Below are 19,506 nucleotides of genomic sequence, written 5' to 3'. Positions count from 1 at the left end.
TGCCAAGTAAAAAGGCAGCCCTTTGTTGTCTTCATTTATAATGCTTTGTCATCAACCGAGTTGAGCCAAGCTTCGATAGAGCCTACTACCGATTCAACACAGCCATCTTCAAACGGTGAAATGAGGTTAGCTTCCGCTACAAGCTCAGTGAACTTTTTCGATCCACCCAATTTGCAAAGGTGCAAGTAATCATTCCACGCTTCTTCACGGTTCTCAAACGAACGCTTCCAAAATTGGAACGCGCAGATTTGGGCCAATGTATAATCGATGTAATAGAATGGTGCTTCGTAAATATGCGATTGGCGTTGCCATATGGATCCAGCTTCAAGATATGGATTGCCATCATAATCCCGCATTGGCAAGTACGTTTTCTCAAGCTTTTTCCATGCAGCATTGCGCTCTTCAGGTGTCATTTCAGGGTTTTCATAAACAAGATGCTGGAATTCGTCTACTGCGACTCCGTACGGTAAAAATAGCAATCCGCTGCTTAAGTGAGCGAACTTGTACTTTTCCGTTTCATCTTCAAAGAACAATTCCATCCAAGGCCATGTGAAGAATTCCATACTCATTGAATGGATTTCGGCACCTTCATGTGTCGGCCAAACGTATTCCGGAATACCAATATTTCGGCTGGAATATACTTGGAAAGCATGTCCCGCTTCATGAGTCAGCACATCGATGTCACCTGATGTTCCATTAAAATTCGAAAAGATAAATGGCGAATCATAGTCGTCGATGAATGTGCAGTAGCCGCCCGTTTCTTTCCCTTTCTTCGCTTCAAGGTCAAGAAGATGCTTGTCTGTCATATACTTGAAAAATTCATTTGTTTCAGGTGAAAGCTCTTCATACATTTTTTTACCGTTTTCAATAATCCACTCGGGTGTTCCTTTAGGTGTAGCGTTTCCACTGAGGAAGTTTAGGGATTGATCGTAAAACTTCAATTCTTCTACACCAATGCGCTCCGCTTGGCGTTTGTATAATATTGTAGCAAGAGGAACGATATAATCACGGACTTGGTCGCGGAAATTCTTTACCATTTCGGCATTATAACCAATCCTGTTCATGCGCGCATACCCTAATTCTACAAAGTTATCGAATCCAAGTTTCGTCGCGATTTCATGTCTGACTTTAACGAGATCATCGTAAATACGGTCAAACGCTTCGCCATTTTCAGAGTAGAAAGAATAGGAAGCGGTCATTGCTTTTTTCCTTACATCGCGATCAGTGGATTCAGCGTAAGGACCCATCTGTGCAAGCGTCAAAGTTTTGCCGTCGAACTCAATTTGAGCAGACGCAACAAGTTTGGCATATTCAGTAGTCAGCTTATTTTCTTTTTGAAGTAATGGAAGGACTTCAGGCGAGAAGGATTTGATTGCATTATCTGCCAATGCAAATAATTGCGAGCCCCATTTCTCTTCAAGTTGCTTACGAAAAGGTGTGACGACCAATTCTTTGTAGAAGGCAGTCCCAAGCTCCTGGAATTCCGGTCCGATTTCATCGAAAAATTCGCGTTCCTTTTGATAGAATTCATCATTCGTGTTGATGGATGAGCGAATATACGCTAGGTTAGCGTGCGTTGAATAATTACTTCCAATTGCATTTAGCTTTTCAATAACTTCATTTTGTTCTTCAAATGAATTTGCAGAACGGAAATGTTCAAGCAACTCATTGAATTCACTTTTAATCCTTTGCATGTCTGGCCTTGTGTATTGGTACTCTTCAAATTTCAGCATCATCATACCCCCGTCTGTTTAATGTGAAAATTTATTCACTATCTTCATTGTTCATCAATCAATCAGAAAATGCAAAAGAAAAATTGTTAACCAAGGATTTTTTAATTGAAAAGACAATAAATGAACTCTTCCTTCCAGTTTGTTGTAAAATAAGAGCATAAATAAAATGTAAGGGTGAGCGAGATGGAAATAATTGAATACAGTATGGGAGAACTGATTGATCCTACAGGGATACTATCGGGAAAACGTTTTGAGTTCCGCATCTATGTTAAATTCGATGAGGAAGATGAGCTGTATTCAGAGCAGGGTACTGGTATAAGGGTCATCTATGCAACAGAGGGAGATCAAGGAAAAGTTGTTTCCTATAATCTGTTTAATCGTGCAACTGATGAGGTACTTGACTTTGCACTTGAAGAGGATGAAGAAGACGTAATTGCCACCTTCTGTGAAGAGCATCTGACGGAAGAATACTAAACACATTACGTGAATTTATTTGAAAAATAGTAGATAATGTGTAGAGTAGATAAGTGAGGGATACACCATAAACCGTTTTCGTAATCATCCTAAGTCAAAGAAAATTGGAGTGTTTATAGATGAACAATGAAATTGTCGATATTACAATCATAGGCGGGGGACCTACGGGACTATTTGCTTCATTTTATGCTGGCATGCGGGAAATGTCCGTTAAAATCATCGATAGCCTTCCTCAACTTGGTGGACAGCTTGTCGAACTTTATCCGGACAAATATATTTATGATGTCGGTGGTTTTCCAAAAATCTTAGCCAAGGACCTTGTAGCGAATCTTGTCACACAAGCGCATTATGCTAAGCCTGAAATTCTTCTTGGAGAAACTGCGATTTCCGCCACACGTGATGGAGATCATTTCATCCTTAAGACAGATAAAGGCACTCATTTAACTCGTACAATTCTTCTAACAGCCGGGATTGGCGCTTTCCAACCGCGTAAAATCGGTTTGCCGGAAGAAAGTGACTTTGAGGGCAGCACATTGCATTACGGCATCAAAGACCTATCTATCTTCAAAGATAAAGAAGTACTTATTTGCGGCGGCGGGGATTCAGCGGTGGATTGGGCGTTAATGCTTGAAGATATCGCTTCGAATGTGTCGCTTGTCCATAGACGTGAACGGTTTACCGCTCATGAAACGAGCGTCAACCAACTGATGTCTTCAAAAGTGAATGTACTTACTTCCCGTGCAGTCAAATCCATCGTTGGAGAAAACGGTAATGTAAAGGAAGTAATACTTGCTCAAAAGGATGGTCAGGAAGAAACATTGACGGTCGATCATGTAATCGTCAATTACGGAAATATCTCCTCACTTGGTGCAATCAAAGAGTGGGGACTTGATATGGATCGGAATTCCATCCTTGTCAACTCGAGAATGGAAACGAATATTGAAGGAATCTACGCTGCTGGTGACGTAACAAGCTACGATGGAAAAGTGAAACTAATTGCTGTCGGATTAGGGGAAGCGCCAACTGCCGTCAACCACGCCAAAGCGTTCATCGACCCGAAAGCAAGACTTCAACCATTGCATAGCACGAGCGTATTCAACTAAAAAACCGGCCAAATGCCGGTTTTTTGTTTGGAAAAAATTATAATAAAAATGAAATTACAAATATGATCAATAATGGACCGATAAGGATTAAATATCCAATTGGATTACCGAAATTGATTGTCCAGCCGACCCCGAACCTCTTCTCAACAAAGATGGAAGGGTCATTTTTATTTACATAGAATACACCGGCTTTCCAGTATTGGTCGTCATCCAAATCTGTTATACCTGTTGTTTCCTCATCGATGACTTCTGTACGGATTCGGGAACCTCCCTGGCCGACTTTGAAAGCGTATAGCGCTGTTGCAAGTAAGATGACGAGAAGGAAGGCTAATGGCAATACCATCATCATCATTGAGCCTGCAAATTCACCATGGATTGTAGTCAGTTGAAAGAAACCGAATAGGATTGTTAATAAAATAGTCGTTAAAAACATGAACCAGCTTGTATACTTCCTAAAGGATAATTGTTGGATACGGGATGTATTTCTTTTTGTAGCGTTTAACTTCACACCTGATTTCTTTGTGAACGTATTGATCGCTACCATCATCCCTTGCATGACAAGTAAAATTAGTAACAGAGCAATGACGGAAAAAGGATTTTTTTCAGTGAAAGCATCAGGTTGACCATTTGGTCCCCAATGGGTAGGAATCATGTCTGGCATTGCTGAATATTGGCTAATGGTATATACGATTAGCCCGATAGTAATCGCCATTGGCAAGGCAAAGATAATTGAAGGAAGCATTTCATCATTGGAGCGTCTGGCTAAATCAGCAACTCTAACCTTTTTAAGATTTTCTCCCCATTTCATCTTACGTTTTCTTTTAGTCGTTTGAATATGGAAATATAAATACAGAATCATGCTTACAAAAAGAATGCTAAACTGAACAATGAGTCCAGTGATGACGATTTTTTCTTCCTGTAATTGTTTTCCTAATCCCAAAAAAGCAAATAGAAGTATACCAATCAATCCAACTAAAAGAGTAATAGCCGAATAGATTTTTTTATAGGTGGAGAGTTTCTGATCTTCAACATTTACTTCCGGAATCGTGACACCGAAAACTATTGATTTTTTAAGCAATCGTGGAATTGCGGCTTGAATCAGTGTTAAGAAAACAATGTTTGCCAAAAATATGGATACTGTCATTCTTCATCCCTCCGAATTCCTGAAATGAGTGATGTTGCAATTGATAAAATTTGTTTCTTATCCATTCCATAGACAATAGATTCTGCAATTAATGGCTTCATGACTTGTTTAATATGCTCGATTTGCGAATCACTTGGCCCAGTGCTTGAAATTTCATTAACTACTGCACCTGACTTAGGAATGATTTGAATTATGTTTTTCTTTTCAAGTTCATGATATGCCTTGTTCACTGTATGCATGTTAACGCCAAGATCTGCTGCCAGGGAACGGACAGATGGCAATGCTTCGGAAGTTTGCAATGTTCCTGTTGCTATCAATTCTATTAATTGATTAGCCAATTGAGTATATATCGGGATTTCCGATGTCGGTTCGATTTGAATGAACAATATCATCCCTCCAATCTGTTCTAACTTTATTATAACAGGTGTGTTACGAAAAAGATAGAAAAACCCTTGAACGATTTGTTCAAGGGTTAGTATTTAAATCCGAGACAGTGACGAATTGATAGCCTTCATTCTCCAAAAAAGTGAGTACAGCGTCCAGACCGTCAGCAGTCGACTGATGAATGTCGTGCATAAGAATGATGCTGCCATCTTTAGTGTGTTGTTTAACATTCTGAATTAGTTTTTGTGAATCACGATGCTCCCAGTCACGTGTGTCAACATCCCATAAAACAGTAGGTAGATTAGCAAACTTACGGACTTTTTCATTCACTGCACCATATGGCGGTCTGTATGCATTGACTTTTGCGCCTGTCACTTGTTCGATGATTGCAGAAGTATCGTTAATTTCTTTTGCAATCCGTTCAGGAGTCAATTTGGTCAAATCAGCATGATTCCATGTATGGCCTGCCAATTCATGACCTGCGTCGTGCACTTTTTTTGTAATCTCCGGATAGTATTCAACTCTGCTACCCAACATGAAGAAGGTTGCTTTTGCATTGTGCTTTTCAAGTATGTCTAAAATCTGTATAGTCACCTTAGGATCAGGACCGTCATCAAACGTTAAAGCTACTTTTTTACCGGTGGTTACAATTTCAGTGGATTCTTCGGACTCTTCGTTGTCAATAGGGTCTTCCGATTCAGCATCAGTCGATTCCTCAATTTTTTCTTCTTCAGCAATTGTAGGTGATTCATTTTTTGGTATTTCATCTTCTTCAATTAGAGGTTTAAATGCATCGACTAAAAGTTTTCCTATTTTATCCATAAATAAAGAGACTACAAGAGGACCTACGGAGTCATCCGCTATCGTATTTTCATCGAAGTAAAAGATCAGTGAATCATCGATAATGGCGTAGTTCCGGAAGTTTTCCCAAGCTGGTTTTGTATAATGTTCGAGTGCTGTTGATAAAAGATGTCCATTTAAAGTTACATCATTATTAATCTCAGATTGAATCAATGCTGACAATGTAGTTAATCGACTTACGTCTGCTTCAAACAAATCAACAATCGTATAGCTGACCCCTGTTTCTGGGTTCAAATGGAAGGTACGGATTTCCGTTTTTCCCCTTGGAGAATCACTGTAATTGCTATTGTTTACTACTACAAAAGAATAATAGCCGGAAGAATGAGAAAGTGTTTCGTAGGATATATTTAATTCTCCCTTTGTATTTACGTCAATTTGAACTTTATTGTTCATTGTTTCCATGTATTCTTCTTGGACAGCTGTTATATAATCTATAACTTTTTCGTTAAAGGAACTATTTGCACTTTGAGGATATTGGATAGCAAAGGGAGCCTTTTTGTCATTTGATGTTTTTGTTACTATTTTAATGCCTGGATAATTAGAATCTATCACTTCTGTTTCTATTGAAGAGGAGACGTTATGTTCCTTTTCCTGAACATTGGGAGCTGAAGCAGTATAATTTTTATTAGGTGATAAGATTAAAAGAATCGCGGCAACTGTCAATAGAATGATAGTTGAGGAAAAGATAATGTCGATCCAAATGGACCGTGTTTTGTGGCGTGGTTTTTTCATAGTGCGGGACTCCCTTTATCATTATTTCCAAAGAACCTGCTGTATTAGGCCTTCTATTTTGTTAGACGTGAGGCTTCTATAGATAGTTTCGGATTCTCAAAAATAATGTCGAATCTTCGATACCCATAGTATACACCATCCTTGCTATTTTAATAGAAAAATATTATGTTTTTATTATTTGATGTACAAATAAAGTGCTTACTCATTTTTAGGGTTTGTGGTATAATGTCTGAGGCCCGGATCTTGCAAATGCGGGTTAGCTGTTATGTGTTTACAATTGAATAGTTGTAAAACCGATCAAGCTGTTAATTCTACTGCAAAGAAAACAAACAGAAGGTGGTCGAAGAAATGGAAAAAGGAGCATATCGGGTATTGTTGTACTATAAATACGTACAAATCGAAGACCCAGAAACATTTGCTGCCGAACATTTGGCATTGTGTAAGGAACTTGGATTAAAAGGTCGTATTCTTGTCGGAGCGGAAGGTATTAATGGAACATGTTCAGGAACGATTGAACAAACCGATGCGTATATGGCAAAGATGCATAGCGACGAACGCTTCAAGGATCTTTGGTTCAAAATCGACGAGACGGATGGACATGCATTCAAAAAAATGCACGTGCGTCACAGAAAAGAAATCGTAAACTTAAGCCTTGAAGAGGATATCAATCCTTTGGAATTGACAGGCCAATATTTGAAACCTGAAGAATTCTTAAAAGCGATGCAAGACGAAAACACAGTTGTATTTGATACAAGAAATGATTATGAATACGATCTTGGGCACTTCAGAGGAGCGATTCGTCCGGATGTTGAAAACTTCCGCGATCTTCCCGAATGGGTCCGTGAAAATAGAGAATTATTCGAGGGTAAAAAAGTCCTTGCGTATTGCACAGGTGGAATTAGATGTGAGAAGTTCACAGGTTGGATGAAACGTGAAGGATTTGAAGACGTTGCACACTTGGAAGGCGGAATCGTAACGTACGGTAAAGACCCGGTTGCGAAAGGCCAGCTATGGGACGGTCAATGTTATGTATTCGATGAAAGGATTGCTGTTCCTGTAAATCAGGTTGAGCATGTTGTCGTTGGTCGTGATCATTTTGACGGTACGCCTTGCGAACGTTATGTGAACTGTGCGAATCCTGAATGTAATAAAAAGATTCTTTGCTCTGAAGAGAATGAGCGTCTATTTATGCGCAGCTGTTCAGACGAGTGCCGAGTACACCCGCGCAACCGTTATTTTGTTGAAATGAACATGACGGTCGAGGAATTTGATGCACGAATGGAAGAAATTAAGAAGCGTCGTAACGAAGAAAAAGTTGCGAATTAACAAAAACGCCAACGTAGTAGCCTACGCTGGCGTTTTATTTTTTATAATAATGGCGATACGCGAAGAAGTACGCCAGTAAGCCTGATATCGGAATAAAGCCGATACTTAAAGATAGTAAGAGTGGCTGCAATATACTGTCAAATAGTTGAAAGAATGCCACACCCCCGATGACAAGAAAAGAGATAACGAGAATTGTAGAAAAGGCGATTTTATATGCTTCCCCGCTAATTTGATGTTCCCGTTCGTCTTGCGGATTGAACTCGGGGATGATATGGCCGTGGAAAGCGATTCTTCCGCCGTTTTTCTTGATATGTTTCCTTTGATGGAAATAAATTAGTAAAAAAGAAAGTAGCATAAATGCTTGATAGTAAAGATGCGAACTATTCTGGTTTGCTCCTGTATTATAAAGAACACTGAACATAAGTAGGCAGAATGAAACTATTAACATGATTCGCAGTGCAATGGCAATCGTCAAGTCTTTCATATAATCCTCTCCTTTCACTTGTATTGCAGGACTTTATAAACAATAAGATACGAAATCAACCCGACAATAGGGATTGATGCAGTTGTAAAGAGGGGGTACCAAATATGATCGACGAAATAATTTGGGATGTACATATATGATCCAATCATTAATAGTGAATAGACAAGTAGAATTGAAAATGCATGACTAACTGCTTTCCTTGTATTTCCGACAGCCCTTTCGTCAGAAACATCATATTCGAAGGTCAGAAATGAACGTTTGTCGGCATTCTTATTTCTCCAAACGATAATAAAGATAACAATGTTCGCGAATAGAAAAAGTATGGTGGTTATTACGAAAAAATAACCTGGCCACGGAGAGATGTACAAGCTAAATCCATCAATAAACCCTCTTTCCATTTGAATGAAACTTTGCTCTAACTTCAAATAATCGTAAACCATTAGTGATAGTGAAATGAACAACAGGATCCTTAAAAAAACAGCAATATTCATTTTCATTTATTAACTCTCCTCCTTCGAAAATACTTCCTCGATCGGCAGCTTGAAAACTTCAGCAAGATTCATAGCTAAAAGTAGGGAAGGGGTATAGCTCCCTTTTTCCAACGCGACGATCGTTTGTCTAGTCACACCTACCAAATCCGCTAACTCACCTTGCGTATAGTCAAATCGTGCACGTAGCTCTTTTACGCGGTTTTTAATCAAACCGACTTCCTCCTTGCCCAAGTCAATTGGTACTTGTTTGTATAGTATACTATACAATATGTAAAGTCAACTATACATATTAGGGAAAAATAAAAATAGTCGCACTCCATTTAAAATGGCGGTCGACGATGGGAAAATGATATACTCTTAGGAGTGAAACAATACTGGAGGAAATGGATTTATGGAATGGAAAAATATTTATCGTGGGTTCTTAATGGGGATCTGCGACTTGATTCCGGGTGTGAGCGGGGGAACGATTGCGTTCATTCTTGGTATTTATGATCGGTTATTAACAGCGATCAGCGGGTTTTTCAGCCGAGACTGGAAAAAGCATATTGGATTTTTAGTGCCACTTGCTGTTGGAATCGGTTTAACACTTTTACTGTTTAGTCGGGTAATCGACTTCTTATTAAAAAATTATCATCAACCAACTCAATTTTTCTTTCTTGGATTGATTATCGGTGTTATACCGTTCATTTCGAAACAAGCGGGCATGAAAAAGAACTTTAAATTGGGTCATTTTATTCTATTGCTTGTTGTCGGGGCGGCGTTAGCTTCATCTGCATTTTTAAGTCCGGCAGATTCAACCGTTATTACTTCCTTGACAATGAAGAATGTGTTCGGACTTTTCTTTGCAGGTTGGCTTGGTAGCATGGCAATGCTTCTACCAGGGGTGAGTGGTTCCTTTATATTGCTTCTTCTTGGTGTTTATGCGACCGCGATTAATGCATTATCAACGCTAAACATACCAATTATCATGGTGATTGGATCTGGTGTTATAGTAGGCTTTATCGTCAGCAGTAAGGTAATTAAATTTCTATTGGTCAATTACACGAATGCAACATTTGCATGTATAATCGGTTTGATCATTGGTTCTGTCTTCGTTATTTATCCAGGTATACCTGAAAGCGGAACCCCGTTCGTGATGAGCGTTATTGCACTCATCACAGGGTTAATTGTTGCCAATATATTTAACGCTGCAAGTCCTTCGTCTAAATGAAAGTAGTAATAATCACAATCCAAGAAATGTGAATACTAATTACCACAACATAGACGATAATCGCAATGACGATCAAGTTTTTCAAATATGTTGATGGTTTTACGAAGCGCATTAATGTAAACAAGAAAAATGGCAGACTTATCTTCATAAAATAAAAAAGAATGATGCTCAAATCATATATGTATCTTATGAATGGATTCGATTCTTGGATATGTCCCTTGCGCAATCCAAGATCAGTGAAGAGTGCGTCCATCAAGCATAAACAAAAAAGAAGAAAACATGTATTCAATAATCGATCCTTGGATTGTGGAAGAGTTTTTGTTGTTTCCATCTTCATCACCTCTCCTTGTTGAAAAAGCTCTATAACTGTTAGGATATGGAGTGGTGGGTGATTTTATTCCAAGTTGCTCAATTATTCAGATGCACAAATGAAAGAAAAACGCCAATGATAGGGGGACCTACCGTTGGCGTTTTTCTATTATTTTACAGGTTCTGTTTCCAAAACATCACTCATTGGAATACCAAGTGCATTGGCAACTCCTTCTCCATAAGCGGGATCAGCAAGATAGCAGTGTCGAATATGTCTGCATTTAATTTCTATCGGTGCATCACCTAAATTGCGTGCAGTATTTCCGAACAGTCTTTCTTTCTGATCATCGTCCATCAAGTTGAACAATTTACCAGGTTGTGTGAAGTAATCATCATCGTCTTCACGGAAATCCCAATGTGCAGCATCTCCATATACTTTAAGTGGCGGCTCTCTGAAGTCCGGTTGTTCTTTCCATTCACCAAAGCTGTTTGGCTCGTAAGAAGTTCTACTTCCGTGGTTACCGTCAACACGCATTGCTCCATCGCGGTGGAAACTGTGGAACGGGCACTTTGGTGCATTTACAGGAATTTGATGGTGATTAACACCAAGACGGTATCTCTGTGCGTCACCATATGAGAACAACCTTGCTTGCAACATTTTATCTGGTGAAAAACCAATCCCAGGCACGATTGCTGCAGGAGTGAAAGCTGCTTGTTCAACTTCCGCAAAGTAGTTGTCAGGATTGCGATTCAATTCGAATTCACCAACTTCGATAAGAGGGAAGTCGCCTTTATACCATACTTTTGTTAAGTCGAATGGATTATAAGGCATATTCAGAGCTTGTTCCTCTGTCATAACTTGAATATACATCTTCCATTTCGGGAAGTTCCCATTATCGATGCTATCCAATAGGTCGCGTTGGTGTGTCTCACGATCCGTACCGATCAATTCAGTTGCTTGTTCATCCGTCAGATTTTCAATCCCTTGCTGTGAACGGAAATGGAACTTGACCCATACACGCTCATTGTCTGCATTGATCATGCTATATGTGTGGCTTCCGAAGCCGTGCATATGTCGGTATGTTTTTGGAATTCCGCGGTCACTCATAACGATTGTTACTTGGTGCAAAGCCTCTGGCAAGGAAGTCCAAAAATCCCAGTTGTTTGTTGCGCTTCTCATATTTGTCCGTGGATCCCGTTTAACTGCATGGTTCAAGTCGGGGAATTGAAGTGGGTCCCTAAAGAAAAAGACAGGAGTGTTGTTTCCAACTAAATCCCAGTTTCCTTCTTCTGTGTAGAACTTAAGAGCAAACCCGCGGATATCACGTTCGGCATCAGCCGCGCCACGTTCACCGGCAACGGTGGAGAAACGTGCGAACATTTCAGTTTGTTTACCCACCTCGGAGAAGAGCTTGGCCCTTGTATATTTAGTAATATCATTTGTTACAGTAAATGTTCCATATGCCCCTGAACCCTTTGCGTGCATACGGCGTTCAGGAATGACTTCCCGATCAAAATGTGCAAGCTTTTCAATCAACCAGACATCCTGTAAAAGGACTGGACCACGTGGACCTGCCGTCATAGAGTTTTGGTTGTCAACTACTGGTGCCCCAGCTGCAGTAGTCAACCTTTTTTGAGTATGATTATCATTATTTGTCATTGATAATGCCTCCTTGATTAATAGTCTTGTACCTTCCCTAACAACTTTATCATATGCAGTATTGGAATACTATAGTTATTTATAATAATTATTGATAAAGAATCTATATTTATATCTGAAGAATAGAAACGTTCCAAGTTATCAAATCGATTCGCTTTAAAAAAATGAAGGTCCCTTTTTAAAGGGACCTTCATGTAAACATTGTTTTTACTTACAAGAATGGAAATTTGATTAAATAACCAATCGTTAAGCAAATTACTGTAGAAACACCAGTGCCGATTGAGGCGAAAATTAAATATCGCCGCATTCCCATTCCAACGCTTCCAGATAGATAACAGATGATATGTCTCATGCCAGGTACAAAATACCCCAACGTTACCGCCCAAGGGCCATATTTTTCAAACCATCTATCCACACGCTGAAGTCGTTTAGGGGACAGTCGAACCCATCTCCCATATTTTATCAACATCGGCTTTCCTATATTTCGACCCAATGCATAGGTGAAAATAGTTCCTGACATAACGCCTAAGATTGTAATGACCAATGCAATAGGATAGTTTAAGGTTCCGATTGACGCAAGATGTCCAATGAAAGCAACAACGAATTCGTCGGGCAATGGCAATCCGAATATACCTAAAGCCAAAAAGAAATAAACAGCAAAATAACCATAATGAAGTATAAAATCATTGAACTGTAGCATGTCATTCCCTCGCTCTTCTCATGAAGATTTCCGTGTTCGTTAGGTGCGGGGAAGTGGATTCCATTTCCCAACCGACTGTCCCATCCTCACCTCAGTATCAGTAGGGATTGTTGGTTGAAACGTATGGTTTTTCTCAAGTAAAAGAATGACTGTAGATCCGAATGAAAAATATCCGAAGTCTTCGCCTTTTCGACATTCTTTAGAAGAGTCATTGATATGAATGCTGTTGACATTAAGGGCGCCCACCTTAACGATTGCAACCTTGCCGTGTGAAGTAGATAGTTCAGAGATGAGCCGATAATTGGTAGCAAAAGGCTGATTACCAAGCCGAAGTCCTAAATCATTTACTGGAAATGAAGTTGCGCCAAGAGCATAGCGAGAAATCAGTTTTCCATCGAAAGGATAGTGAAAATGATGGTAATGGCTTGGTGAAAGGTAAAATACGTAAAAGAATCCGCCTTCATAGGCATTTGCTATCTTTTCATCTCCCAAAATTTGTTCTATACTATATAGATAATCTTTGATAATGAATGTTTGATCTGTCTCGATTGTACCTGACGCACTTAGAAACCCATCAACCGGAGATATTAATGTTTCATGTTGAGTGTCGATTGGACGTGCACCTTGTTTCAAATTTCGCGTAAAATAGGCTTGAAGGCTTTCATACCGGTCAATGGGAAACTCAGCTTCGCTCTCATTGATATGATATGTTCGTGCGAAAGGTTTAATCAGCTTTTGACTAAGGCGAGAGCTTGTAACGGACTTTAACAGCGATGAAGAAACTGGATGCCCAGTTAGTTCGACAAAGTATTTGAATAGTGCTTTTTTCATTCTATCAGTCTCCAATGCTTTGATAAATAAACCATAATATGATGGAGGAATCATTATGTTTTTATCGAGATACTTAGATTATACTAAAATTAAAGGCCAATTGGCCAATGCAATTACTGTTATAAATCTCAGCTTTGGTATTATTGCGATTATCCTTATTTCACGTGAGCTTAGCCATATGAGTTTAGTGTTCATTTTCCTTGCCGCTCTTTTTGATCGTTTTGATGGAATGGTCGCACGCCATTTCCATTCAGAGTCTCTGTTCGGAAAAGAGTTGGATTCGTTAAGTGATTTAGTTTCCTTTGGTGTAGCCCCGGCGCTTCTGATTTATATGACTGATCTATCTGATATGCTATGGGTCGGAATTGCGGCTACTGTATTTTATATTGTAGCAGGCGCAATACGATTAGCTCGTTATAACGTCAAAGAATTCGATGGTGCATTTTATGGCGTGCCGATTACGGCGGCGGGTGTACTCTTAACTTTATGCTACTTCCTGAGTCCTTATATCGGACCTCAGTTTTTTGTAATCATCATGGTCATCCTTGGATTTGCGATGATCAGCAATATCCGTATTGCTAAGGTTTAAACAGAGATTTAAAAGTAGAAAGTCGGTTAAAAACAAAACTGACTTTCTACTTTTTTTATTATTTTTTTACGCATGCACAATTAAAAATATTCCCTTTACAAAAACAATTAACCCATATACTATTATGTCATGCGATATATCGTGATACATACTAACTTCTGAGAGGAGGGCAAGATGTGACGTATACGGGTGGACCAATGACGGAAGCGATGTACTATGTACTTCTTGCATTATTGAATCCTAACCATGGTTATCAACTAATGCATTCAATTAGTGACGTTTCTAACGGAAGAATAAAAATGGGACCAGGAACACTGTATGGAGTGCTTTCTCGCATGCAAAAAGACGGTCTTATTTCTTTGGCAGAAGCGGATGGACGAAGAAAAACATATGAGATTACACGAGAGGGAAAAGTTGCGTTACGGACGGAATACAATCGTCTGAAGGCTCAAATCGTTGACGGTAAAATGGTAGAAGAAGGTGAGATTGAAAATGGGTAAGTTGGTTTACAAAGTTCGACCGAATGATTATTGGCGGATCGGAGAGCATGAAAACTGGTTTGAAGAAATGGCTGCAAAAGGTCTTCATTTAAAAAAGTTAGGAAAGATGTTCGCTACATTCGAAAAAGGTGAACCGAAACAAATGAAGTATCGAATCGACATTTCAATCGACCGGAAAATTTCAAAGGATCAGTTGGACATGTATGCCGAAAGTGGATGGCAGTATGTAACGCGGGATAAACTTTTTTACGTTTTTTCTTCACCGGTAGAGGTAAACGCACCTGAACTGCATACAGATTCTGCAGAACAATCATTTACGATAGAAAAACTGGACCAAAAATTAATGGGCAATGCCATTTTTACGGTTGTGGCAACAATCCTTATGATTGGAATGCTGAGTGCGATTTGGTTTCTGGAAGGAACACCGATTTATGTTCTTATAGAAGGCTGGGCAATTCAACAAACCATTTTAGCAGCTTTCATCGGATATACAGCTTACACTTCGCTGCGGGCGACTTTGTCCATTCGTGCATTACGGAAGAATTTAATGGAAGAAAAGCCGGTTAACCGTCATGCAACTTGGACAAAGCGCGATCGCCTACGATCTGCTTTCGTTGTGGTTTTTACAATTTTTATCGGATTAAGTGCGGCGATTCCCGTCGTTCAACTCGTTAAAAATAAGACTATAACATTGCCCAGAGAGAATGTTGACTTGCCCATTGTCAGGTTGGCGGACATTGAACGAAATCCACATTTAATTCGTGAAGAGCCGGAATACATGAATGATGGAGTCGACTGGGGCAATCGATATTCCGTTAAGTGGAGTCCATTTGCTCCAGTTCAATATGATACAGATGAAGGTGGAGTTGTTTTAGGAAAAGAATGGAGCGATGGCAGCGGACAATATTCACCAAGCGTTCATACAAAAGTCTATCAGTTAACGCTGCCAGCGATGGCAGACAGTCTCATTGCTGACTTGGTGAAGTGGCATCAGTATGATGAAAATAAAGAGGATTACGTGGAAGTGAACCATCCAGATCTTGACCGCTTAGTTGTCTATGAAGGAGCGGATACGAAGAAAATTTTTGCTTCTAAAGGAAAAGGAGTCATTTTCGTCCGTTATTATGGAGATGCGGAAACGAATACGATCGTGGACGAAATCGAAAAGAAAATGAAGCTAATTGCTGGTATTGAATAGTATTTGGTGATTAATAAAAAGACGCGATTCTTGAATAAGAATCTGCGCCTATGGATTATTTACTTCAAGGCGCAGCATATTTCGTTAACTCCTCAAATTCCTTGTCCGAGATTATCCGATGGGAATAAGAAATAACGCTATAATTGGTATTACCACCGCTACCAGGGAAGCGAATCGTCATGCGTATTAACTTATAGGGCGGACCATGTGCCCCTTCGAAACCGATAACCCGTAATGTGACATCGTATTTGCCATTATCTGCAGATATTTTTTCGATTCTTTCGTTTTCGAATAACTGATTATCACCGTGACTTTCCATAATATCAAGGATTGTCCAACCAAGACTTCTCAGAAACGCCTTTTCCAGTAAACTTGGAGATTGATCTTGGGGAATTATTTCAGTATCTGCATTTGCTTTTGTAATCCCACTGAAACTGAATAGAAGAAATGCAAAAAATATTGCGGAAAGCATAGTTTTATTCATTAAGAACACCACCTTTTGAGATATAATTCCCTAAATGACGGGGGTTATCCTTTTATGAATCAACTGGATAGAACTCAACTAATTTACGTGTACCAAACCGAGAAATTGCTTATGCGATTTTAACACAAGAAGGAGGATGTATTCATGCTCTTTATGATTATTGTCAAAGCCTCAAAAAATTCGGAGGCAGGAAATCTTCCGAGCCTTAAGCTCCGGGAAGCCATGACAAAGTACAATGAGGAATTAGTGAATGCAGGCGTGCGAATTATGGCGAAAGGACTTCATCCGAGTTCGAATGGAATTCGCTTTTCATATCCGAAGGAAGGGGGAACGCCTGTAGTCACGGAAGGCCCGTTTTCGGATGATTTAGTTGCCGGGTTCATTTTAATTGACGTGGAATCAAGGGAAGAAGCAATCAAGTGGGCTATGCGGATGCCAGATCCACAAGGGAATGGCGAAGGGCAAATTGAGCTGCGGCAAATTTTTGAGTGATAGGTAGATGTATGGGGTCGGTGGATTTACGGCAGTTTCATACCAGACGTCATCTTCTATCTATTTGTCCTTTTATTACTCATTCCCGCAGCAGAATTTCTGACGTGAAGATTCCTTGTTAAAAAAATACCGAAATATGGGAATGTAGAATGAAAGCCTAAAGGCGCAATCCTTAAAGTGGATTGCGCCTCTGTTTCGTAAAGTTCATTGAAAAAGTAACATGACCCTTCTTGCTTGATTTAGCCCATAGGCACATTTCTTTGGCAACACTGTGCTTATTTATGCATTTGATAGAGTTCTTAGAATAATGCATGCAACATTTTTTGAAATGAAACGTATTACTAATAGTTGGAAAATTATTGAGAGGGGTATTTTTTTGACAGTGGAAATGAATATGCCTAAGAAACACAGTATGGTTAGCTACATTTCTCTACTTATAGGTGTTGTTTGTTTCTTTATTGTTTTCGTGGAACCTACGAGAATTGCAAATGTAGGATATTTAACTGGCGATTATATATCAATCTTCCTCACAGCTGCGGGTGTTATCTTGTCAATTGTGGGCCTGGTGAAAAAAACGGAGAAAAATACCATACCGATTATTTCATTGATTCTTTCTTCATCTTTCTTTTTATTTTGGATTATCATTATTATTCTATTGTTTACTGGTAAGATCCCGTTTGCACCATAATGCACATTTGTATTATTACGCGATAAAAATAAAAATATATGGAGGTTAATAATGTTATTTATGATATTTGGGATTATAGCAATAGTAGCAACACTTATAAATCTTTATATGTTTAAAGCAGGAAAGGATTATAAACTTGCTATGGCGATTGGATTATCTTTTACAGCATTAACACTTTGTGCAGAATACAGTCTCATATCGGTGTGGGTTGAAGCGGAAGATTGGGCAGCTTTAATGGATGTTATACCTGGTATGGAAAGGGCATTATGGTTTTTGACAATTGCTTCCATTGTACTAAATATAGCACCTATGCTTTTAGAGCGAAAAGGTAAGAAATAATGGCTGTAATGGTAAGGGGAGTATAAAGAATGAAAAGTTGGTCAGGATCAGCAGGTATTTGTATCAATGAACAAAAGGAAATGTTAATGGTTAGAAGTGTGGGGACAGAGAAATGGGCAGTGCCTTCTGGTGGTATTGAAGTTGGCGAAAGTCCAGAGGAATGTTGCGGGATTAATGATCCTGATGGAAGTATTGCCGAGGCCGATTGGAAGTCGCTATCCGAAACAATCGCATAAAAGGGGGGCTATGTGTGGATGTCAAAATACGGGAGATATACCCTAACTGTCGTATGATCAGAAGGACGGTTGAGGTGGGCGGTTTCACCAAATCACAGCTTATTCATAAATTAAAAAAGGAATCTATCTTGATGAATGAGCTTGGTGAAACACTGTTAGATGACGACAGATTTACTACTTCAGATAGAAAATACATAGTAGAAACAGTAGAAATAGCCGTACAAGATCTTGGTTTTTTAGAGGGGGGAACCATCACTCAAATCTTTGAAAAGGCAAATCAGCTTGGTTTGAAATTATGTCCTTTGGAGCTTGGTCCTTATTTGAGGCTTGCTTATCTGGATCAGCCTGAAGCTAATTTGAACGGGCATCAACAACACAAGGCTCCTTATGGGTCTATTACAGTAGCTTCTCAAATACTAACCGAGAATCATGATTTACCAAAAGGCTTTTACCTTAGAAGAATAGATGGCGTACTTTGGCTTAGAGGATATGTTTGCGATGACACGCACATTTGGGAACCTGATGATCATTTTATATTTGTTAAGCAATAAGGCCACGTAAGCATTTGAGTAGGGGGAGGTATGAAAACATACGGAACATTTTTGAAAGCGTTTGCTAAAACTTCTTGTAACTTAACTGCGAATACATAGTCTAATGCATCAAGGAGGCAGAATAATGAAAAAGTTACTCAGCTTTTCAATGTTCATTAATTCGAAATCTTAATCTAAAATCGGGCCATTTTCATAGCATACAAACCCATGCTTTACGTTCGAATCAAGTAGAACAATCGTACAAGGAGATTATAACGGACAATTTTAGATATCCAAGTTGATAGTCTATATTGGAATTGCAGTTATTTAGCAAGTGTCATTTCTATAATAAGGCAATTTTTTAATAATAAGGCAATTTTTTAATAATAAGGAGATGGGATATGAAAGCGAAATTAGCTGTTTTGATTTCGTTATTACTGATTTTTATTATTTTCATTTATTATAAGGTGAACTATAAAAATTTTGATGAAGCTATCAGAGAATCGAATGTTCAAGTTGATGAGGTTTTCCACACGATTGACTTTAAAGATCACCAGATTATTTTTTATGGCGATGGTGATATTTTATCGGTAGCATTAATAGAAAAGACCCTTCTCGGCTTTCATTGGGTTTTTGGGGCAGGAAGTAAGCAATTCAATGAAGAGGATAGGATGTTGACACGCATGTTTAGTAACATAGAGTCTACCAATCAATCTTCGGATATAGAACTAATATCCCTGACATTCGGGGTAATTAATGATCCATTGATTGAGTCGCTTGAGATAAAATATAAAGACAAAGATTTCACCGAAGCTACAATCATTGAAACAAGTAAGGGGCGTATATGGTATTGCTTTTCGGAGCTTCCAATTAATTATGATCCCGAAGTAAAAGTCTATTATAAGGATGGAACAGAAAAGAATGGTTGGTATTGAATGAGCGCTTATGCGGAAAATGCTTGGCGATAGAAATGGATGCTATCAATGACGCGTTGGTGGTATTGGCTGT

General features: G+C 39.1%; 25 protein-coding genes. 13 read left to right on the top strand and 12 right to left on the bottom strand.

The annotated features are described in order from the left end of the window. Window positions 1-35: 35 nt before the first annotated feature. Window positions 36-1,733 carry a M3 family oligoendopeptidase gene (locus P5G49_RS07185; protein WP_301242807.1) on the bottom strand — a complete coding sequence of 566 codons (1,698 nt, stop codon included), beginning with the start codon at window positions 1,731-1,733 and terminating at the stop codon, window positions 36-38. A gap of 183 nt (window positions 1,734-1,916) precedes the next feature. On the opposite strand from P5G49_RS07185, the gene P5G49_RS07180 reads away from it, so the two are divergent. Further along, the gene (locus tag P5G49_RS07180; protein ID WP_301242806.1) at window positions 1,917-2,207 is read left to right on the top strand and encodes a DUF6509 family protein; all 291 of its coding nucleotides are present in this window, start codon (window positions 1,917-1,919) and stop codon (window positions 2,205-2,207) included. Between the two features lie 119 nt (window positions 2,208-2,326). Next, the gene (locus P5G49_RS07175; RefSeq protein WP_301242805.1) at window positions 2,327-3,310 is read left to right on the top strand and encodes an NAD(P)/FAD-dependent oxidoreductase; all 984 of its coding nucleotides are present in this window, start codon (window positions 2,327-2,329) and stop codon (window positions 3,308-3,310) included. 37 nt (window positions 3,311-3,347) lie between these two features. On the opposite strand, the gene P5G49_RS07170 is transcribed toward P5G49_RS07175, so the two are convergent. The 3 genes from P5G49_RS07170 to P5G49_RS07160 form a co-directional block, all read right to left on the bottom strand. Beyond that, window positions 3,348-4,454, bottom strand: a complete 1,107-nt coding sequence (locus P5G49_RS07170; protein WP_301242804.1) for a DUF1648 domain-containing protein — start codon at window positions 4,452-4,454, stop codon at window positions 3,348-3,350. Continuing rightward, complete coding sequence (locus P5G49_RS07165) at window positions 4,451-4,846, bottom strand: GntR family transcriptional regulator (protein WP_363322163.1); 396 nt, start codon at window positions 4,844-4,846, stop codon at window positions 4,451-4,453. Before P5G49_RS07165 ends, P5G49_RS07170 begins: the two co-directional genes overlap by 4 nt. A gap of 73 nt (window positions 4,847-4,919) precedes the next feature. Further along, window positions 4,920-6,431: a polysaccharide deacetylase family protein gene (locus P5G49_RS07160; RefSeq protein ID WP_301242802.1), complete on the bottom strand. Its 1,512-nt coding sequence runs from the start codon at window positions 6,429-6,431 to the stop codon at window positions 4,920-4,922. 348 nt (window positions 6,432-6,779) lie between these two features. Between P5G49_RS07160 and trhO the strand changes: the two genes are divergently transcribed. Beyond that, entirely contained in the window at window positions 6,780-7,757 is a 978-nt protein-coding gene (gene trhO, locus P5G49_RS07155) for an oxygen-dependent tRNA uridine(34) hydroxylase TrhO (protein WP_301242801.1), read from the top strand. A gap of 34 nt (window positions 7,758-7,791) precedes the next feature. On the opposite strand, the gene P5G49_RS07150 is transcribed toward trhO, so the two are convergent. Genes P5G49_RS07150 through P5G49_RS07140 form a run of 3 tightly spaced genes read right to left on the bottom strand, consistent with a single transcriptional unit; the run spans window position 7,792 to window position 8,942 of the window. After that, window positions 7,792-8,241, bottom strand: a complete 450-nt coding sequence (locus P5G49_RS07150) for a hypothetical protein (protein WP_301242800.1) — start codon at window positions 8,239-8,241, stop codon at window positions 7,792-7,794. 14 nt (window positions 8,242-8,255) lie between these two features. Then, the gene (locus P5G49_RS07145) at window positions 8,256-8,738 is read right to left on the bottom strand and encodes a hypothetical protein (protein WP_301242799.1); all 483 of its coding nucleotides are present in this window, start codon (window positions 8,736-8,738) and stop codon (window positions 8,256-8,258) included. 3 nt (window positions 8,739-8,741) lie between these two features. Next, the gene (locus P5G49_RS07140; protein ID WP_301242798.1) at window positions 8,742-8,942 is read right to left on the bottom strand and encodes a helix-turn-helix transcriptional regulator; all 201 of its coding nucleotides are present in this window, start codon (window positions 8,940-8,942) and stop codon (window positions 8,742-8,744) included. A gap of 181 nt (window positions 8,943-9,123) precedes the next feature. On the opposite strand from P5G49_RS07140, the gene P5G49_RS07135 reads away from it, so the two are divergent. Next, the gene (locus P5G49_RS07135) at window positions 9,124-9,942 is read left to right on the top strand and encodes a DUF368 domain-containing protein (protein ID WP_363322162.1); all 819 of its coding nucleotides are present in this window, start codon (window positions 9,124-9,126) and stop codon (window positions 9,940-9,942) included. Here P5G49_RS07135 and P5G49_RS07130 read toward each other — a convergent pair. The 4 genes from P5G49_RS07130 to P5G49_RS07115 form a co-directional block, all read right to left on the bottom strand. Next, complete coding sequence (locus tag P5G49_RS07130) at window positions 9,935-10,273, bottom strand: DUF5658 family protein (RefSeq protein WP_301242797.1); 339 nt, start codon at window positions 10,271-10,273, stop codon at window positions 9,935-9,937. The genes P5G49_RS07135 and P5G49_RS07130 overlap by 8 nt on opposite strands. 147 nt (window positions 10,274-10,420) lie before the next feature. Continuing rightward, window positions 10,421-11,911, bottom strand: a complete 1,491-nt coding sequence (locus P5G49_RS07125) for a catalase (protein ID WP_301242796.1) — start codon at window positions 11,909-11,911, stop codon at window positions 10,421-10,423. Window positions 11,912-12,122: 211 nt separating this feature from the next. Beyond that, window positions 12,123-12,611, bottom strand: a complete 489-nt coding sequence (locus tag P5G49_RS07120; protein ID WP_301242795.1) for a DedA family protein — start codon at window positions 12,609-12,611, stop codon at window positions 12,123-12,125. 39 nt (window positions 12,612-12,650) lie between these two features. Then, a complete protein-coding gene (locus tag P5G49_RS07115) occupies window positions 12,651-13,442 on the bottom strand; it encodes a phosphatidylserine decarboxylase (protein WP_301242794.1) in 792 nt (263 codons plus the stop codon). Between the two features lie 55 nt (window positions 13,443-13,497). Here P5G49_RS07115 and pssA point away from each other — a divergent pair, with 55 nt between their 5' ends. The 3 genes from pssA (at window position 13,498) to P5G49_RS07100 (ending at window position 15,729) form a co-directional block, all read left to right on the top strand. Next, complete coding sequence (gene pssA / locus P5G49_RS07110) at window positions 13,498-14,031, top strand: CDP-diacylglycerol--serine O-phosphatidyltransferase (protein WP_301242793.1); 534 nt, start codon at window positions 13,498-13,500, stop codon at window positions 14,029-14,031. Between the two features lie 176 nt (window positions 14,032-14,207). Continuing rightward, a complete protein-coding gene (locus tag P5G49_RS07105; RefSeq protein WP_301242792.1) occupies window positions 14,208-14,531 on the top strand; it encodes a PadR family transcriptional regulator in 324 nt (107 codons plus the stop codon). Continuing rightward, window positions 14,524-15,729 carry a DUF2812 domain-containing protein gene (locus P5G49_RS07100; protein ID WP_301242791.1) on the top strand — a complete coding sequence of 402 codons (1,206 nt, stop codon included), beginning with the start codon at window positions 14,524-14,526 and terminating at the stop codon, window positions 15,727-15,729. Before P5G49_RS07105 ends, P5G49_RS07100 begins: the two co-directional genes overlap by 8 nt. Window positions 15,730-15,793: 64 nt before the next feature. Here P5G49_RS07100 and P5G49_RS07095 read toward each other — a convergent pair whose 3' ends face one another. Beyond that, window positions 15,794-16,213, bottom strand: coding sequence for a hypothetical protein (locus P5G49_RS07095; protein ID WP_301242790.1), 420 nt, complete (start codon window positions 16,211-16,213; stop codon window positions 15,794-15,796). 144 nt (window positions 16,214-16,357) lie between these two features. Here P5G49_RS07095 and P5G49_RS07090 point away from each other — a divergent pair, with 144 nt between their 5' ends. The 6 genes from P5G49_RS07090 to P5G49_RS07065 all read left to right on the top strand — a co-directional run bounded on the left by P5G49_RS07090 (window position 16,358) and on the right by P5G49_RS07065 (window position 19,433). Beyond that, the gene (locus P5G49_RS07090; protein WP_301242789.1) at window positions 16,358-16,705 is read left to right on the top strand and encodes a YciI family protein; all 348 of its coding nucleotides are present in this window, start codon (window positions 16,358-16,360) and stop codon (window positions 16,703-16,705) included. Window positions 16,706-17,093: 388 nt separating this feature from the next. Next, on the top strand, window positions 17,094-17,393 hold the full coding sequence (locus P5G49_RS07085) for a hypothetical protein (RefSeq protein WP_301242852.1): 300 nt from the start codon (window positions 17,094-17,096) through the stop codon (window positions 17,391-17,393). A 51-nt stretch (window positions 17,394-17,444) separates the two neighbouring features. Further along, entirely contained in the window at window positions 17,445-17,732 is a 288-nt protein-coding gene (locus P5G49_RS07080) for a hypothetical protein (protein WP_301242788.1), read from the top strand. A 29-nt stretch (window positions 17,733-17,761) separates the two neighbouring features. After that, the gene (locus P5G49_RS07075; protein ID WP_301242787.1) at window positions 17,762-17,968 is read left to right on the top strand and encodes an NUDIX hydrolase; all 207 of its coding nucleotides are present in this window, start codon (window positions 17,762-17,764) and stop codon (window positions 17,966-17,968) included. Window positions 17,969-18,021: 53 nt separating this feature from the next. Next, the gene (locus P5G49_RS07070; RefSeq protein ID WP_301242851.1) at window positions 18,022-18,519 is read left to right on the top strand and encodes a helicase; all 498 of its coding nucleotides are present in this window, start codon (window positions 18,022-18,024) and stop codon (window positions 18,517-18,519) included. A gap of 380 nt (window positions 18,520-18,899) precedes the next feature. Next, window positions 18,900-19,433 (top strand): hypothetical protein, encoded by a 534-nt coding sequence (locus tag P5G49_RS07065; protein WP_301242786.1) that lies wholly within the window; start codon window positions 18,900-18,902, stop codon window positions 19,431-19,433. The last annotated feature ends 73 nt before the right edge of the window (window positions 19,434-19,506 follow it).

It is taken from the genome of Sporosarcina highlanderae, assembly GCF_030433715.1.
In the GTDB taxonomy this organism is placed as follows: Bacteria; Bacillota; Bacilli; order Bacillales_A; family Planococcaceae; genus Sporosarcina; species Sporosarcina highlanderae.
This window is presented reverse-complemented; position numbering and strand designations above follow the sequence as displayed.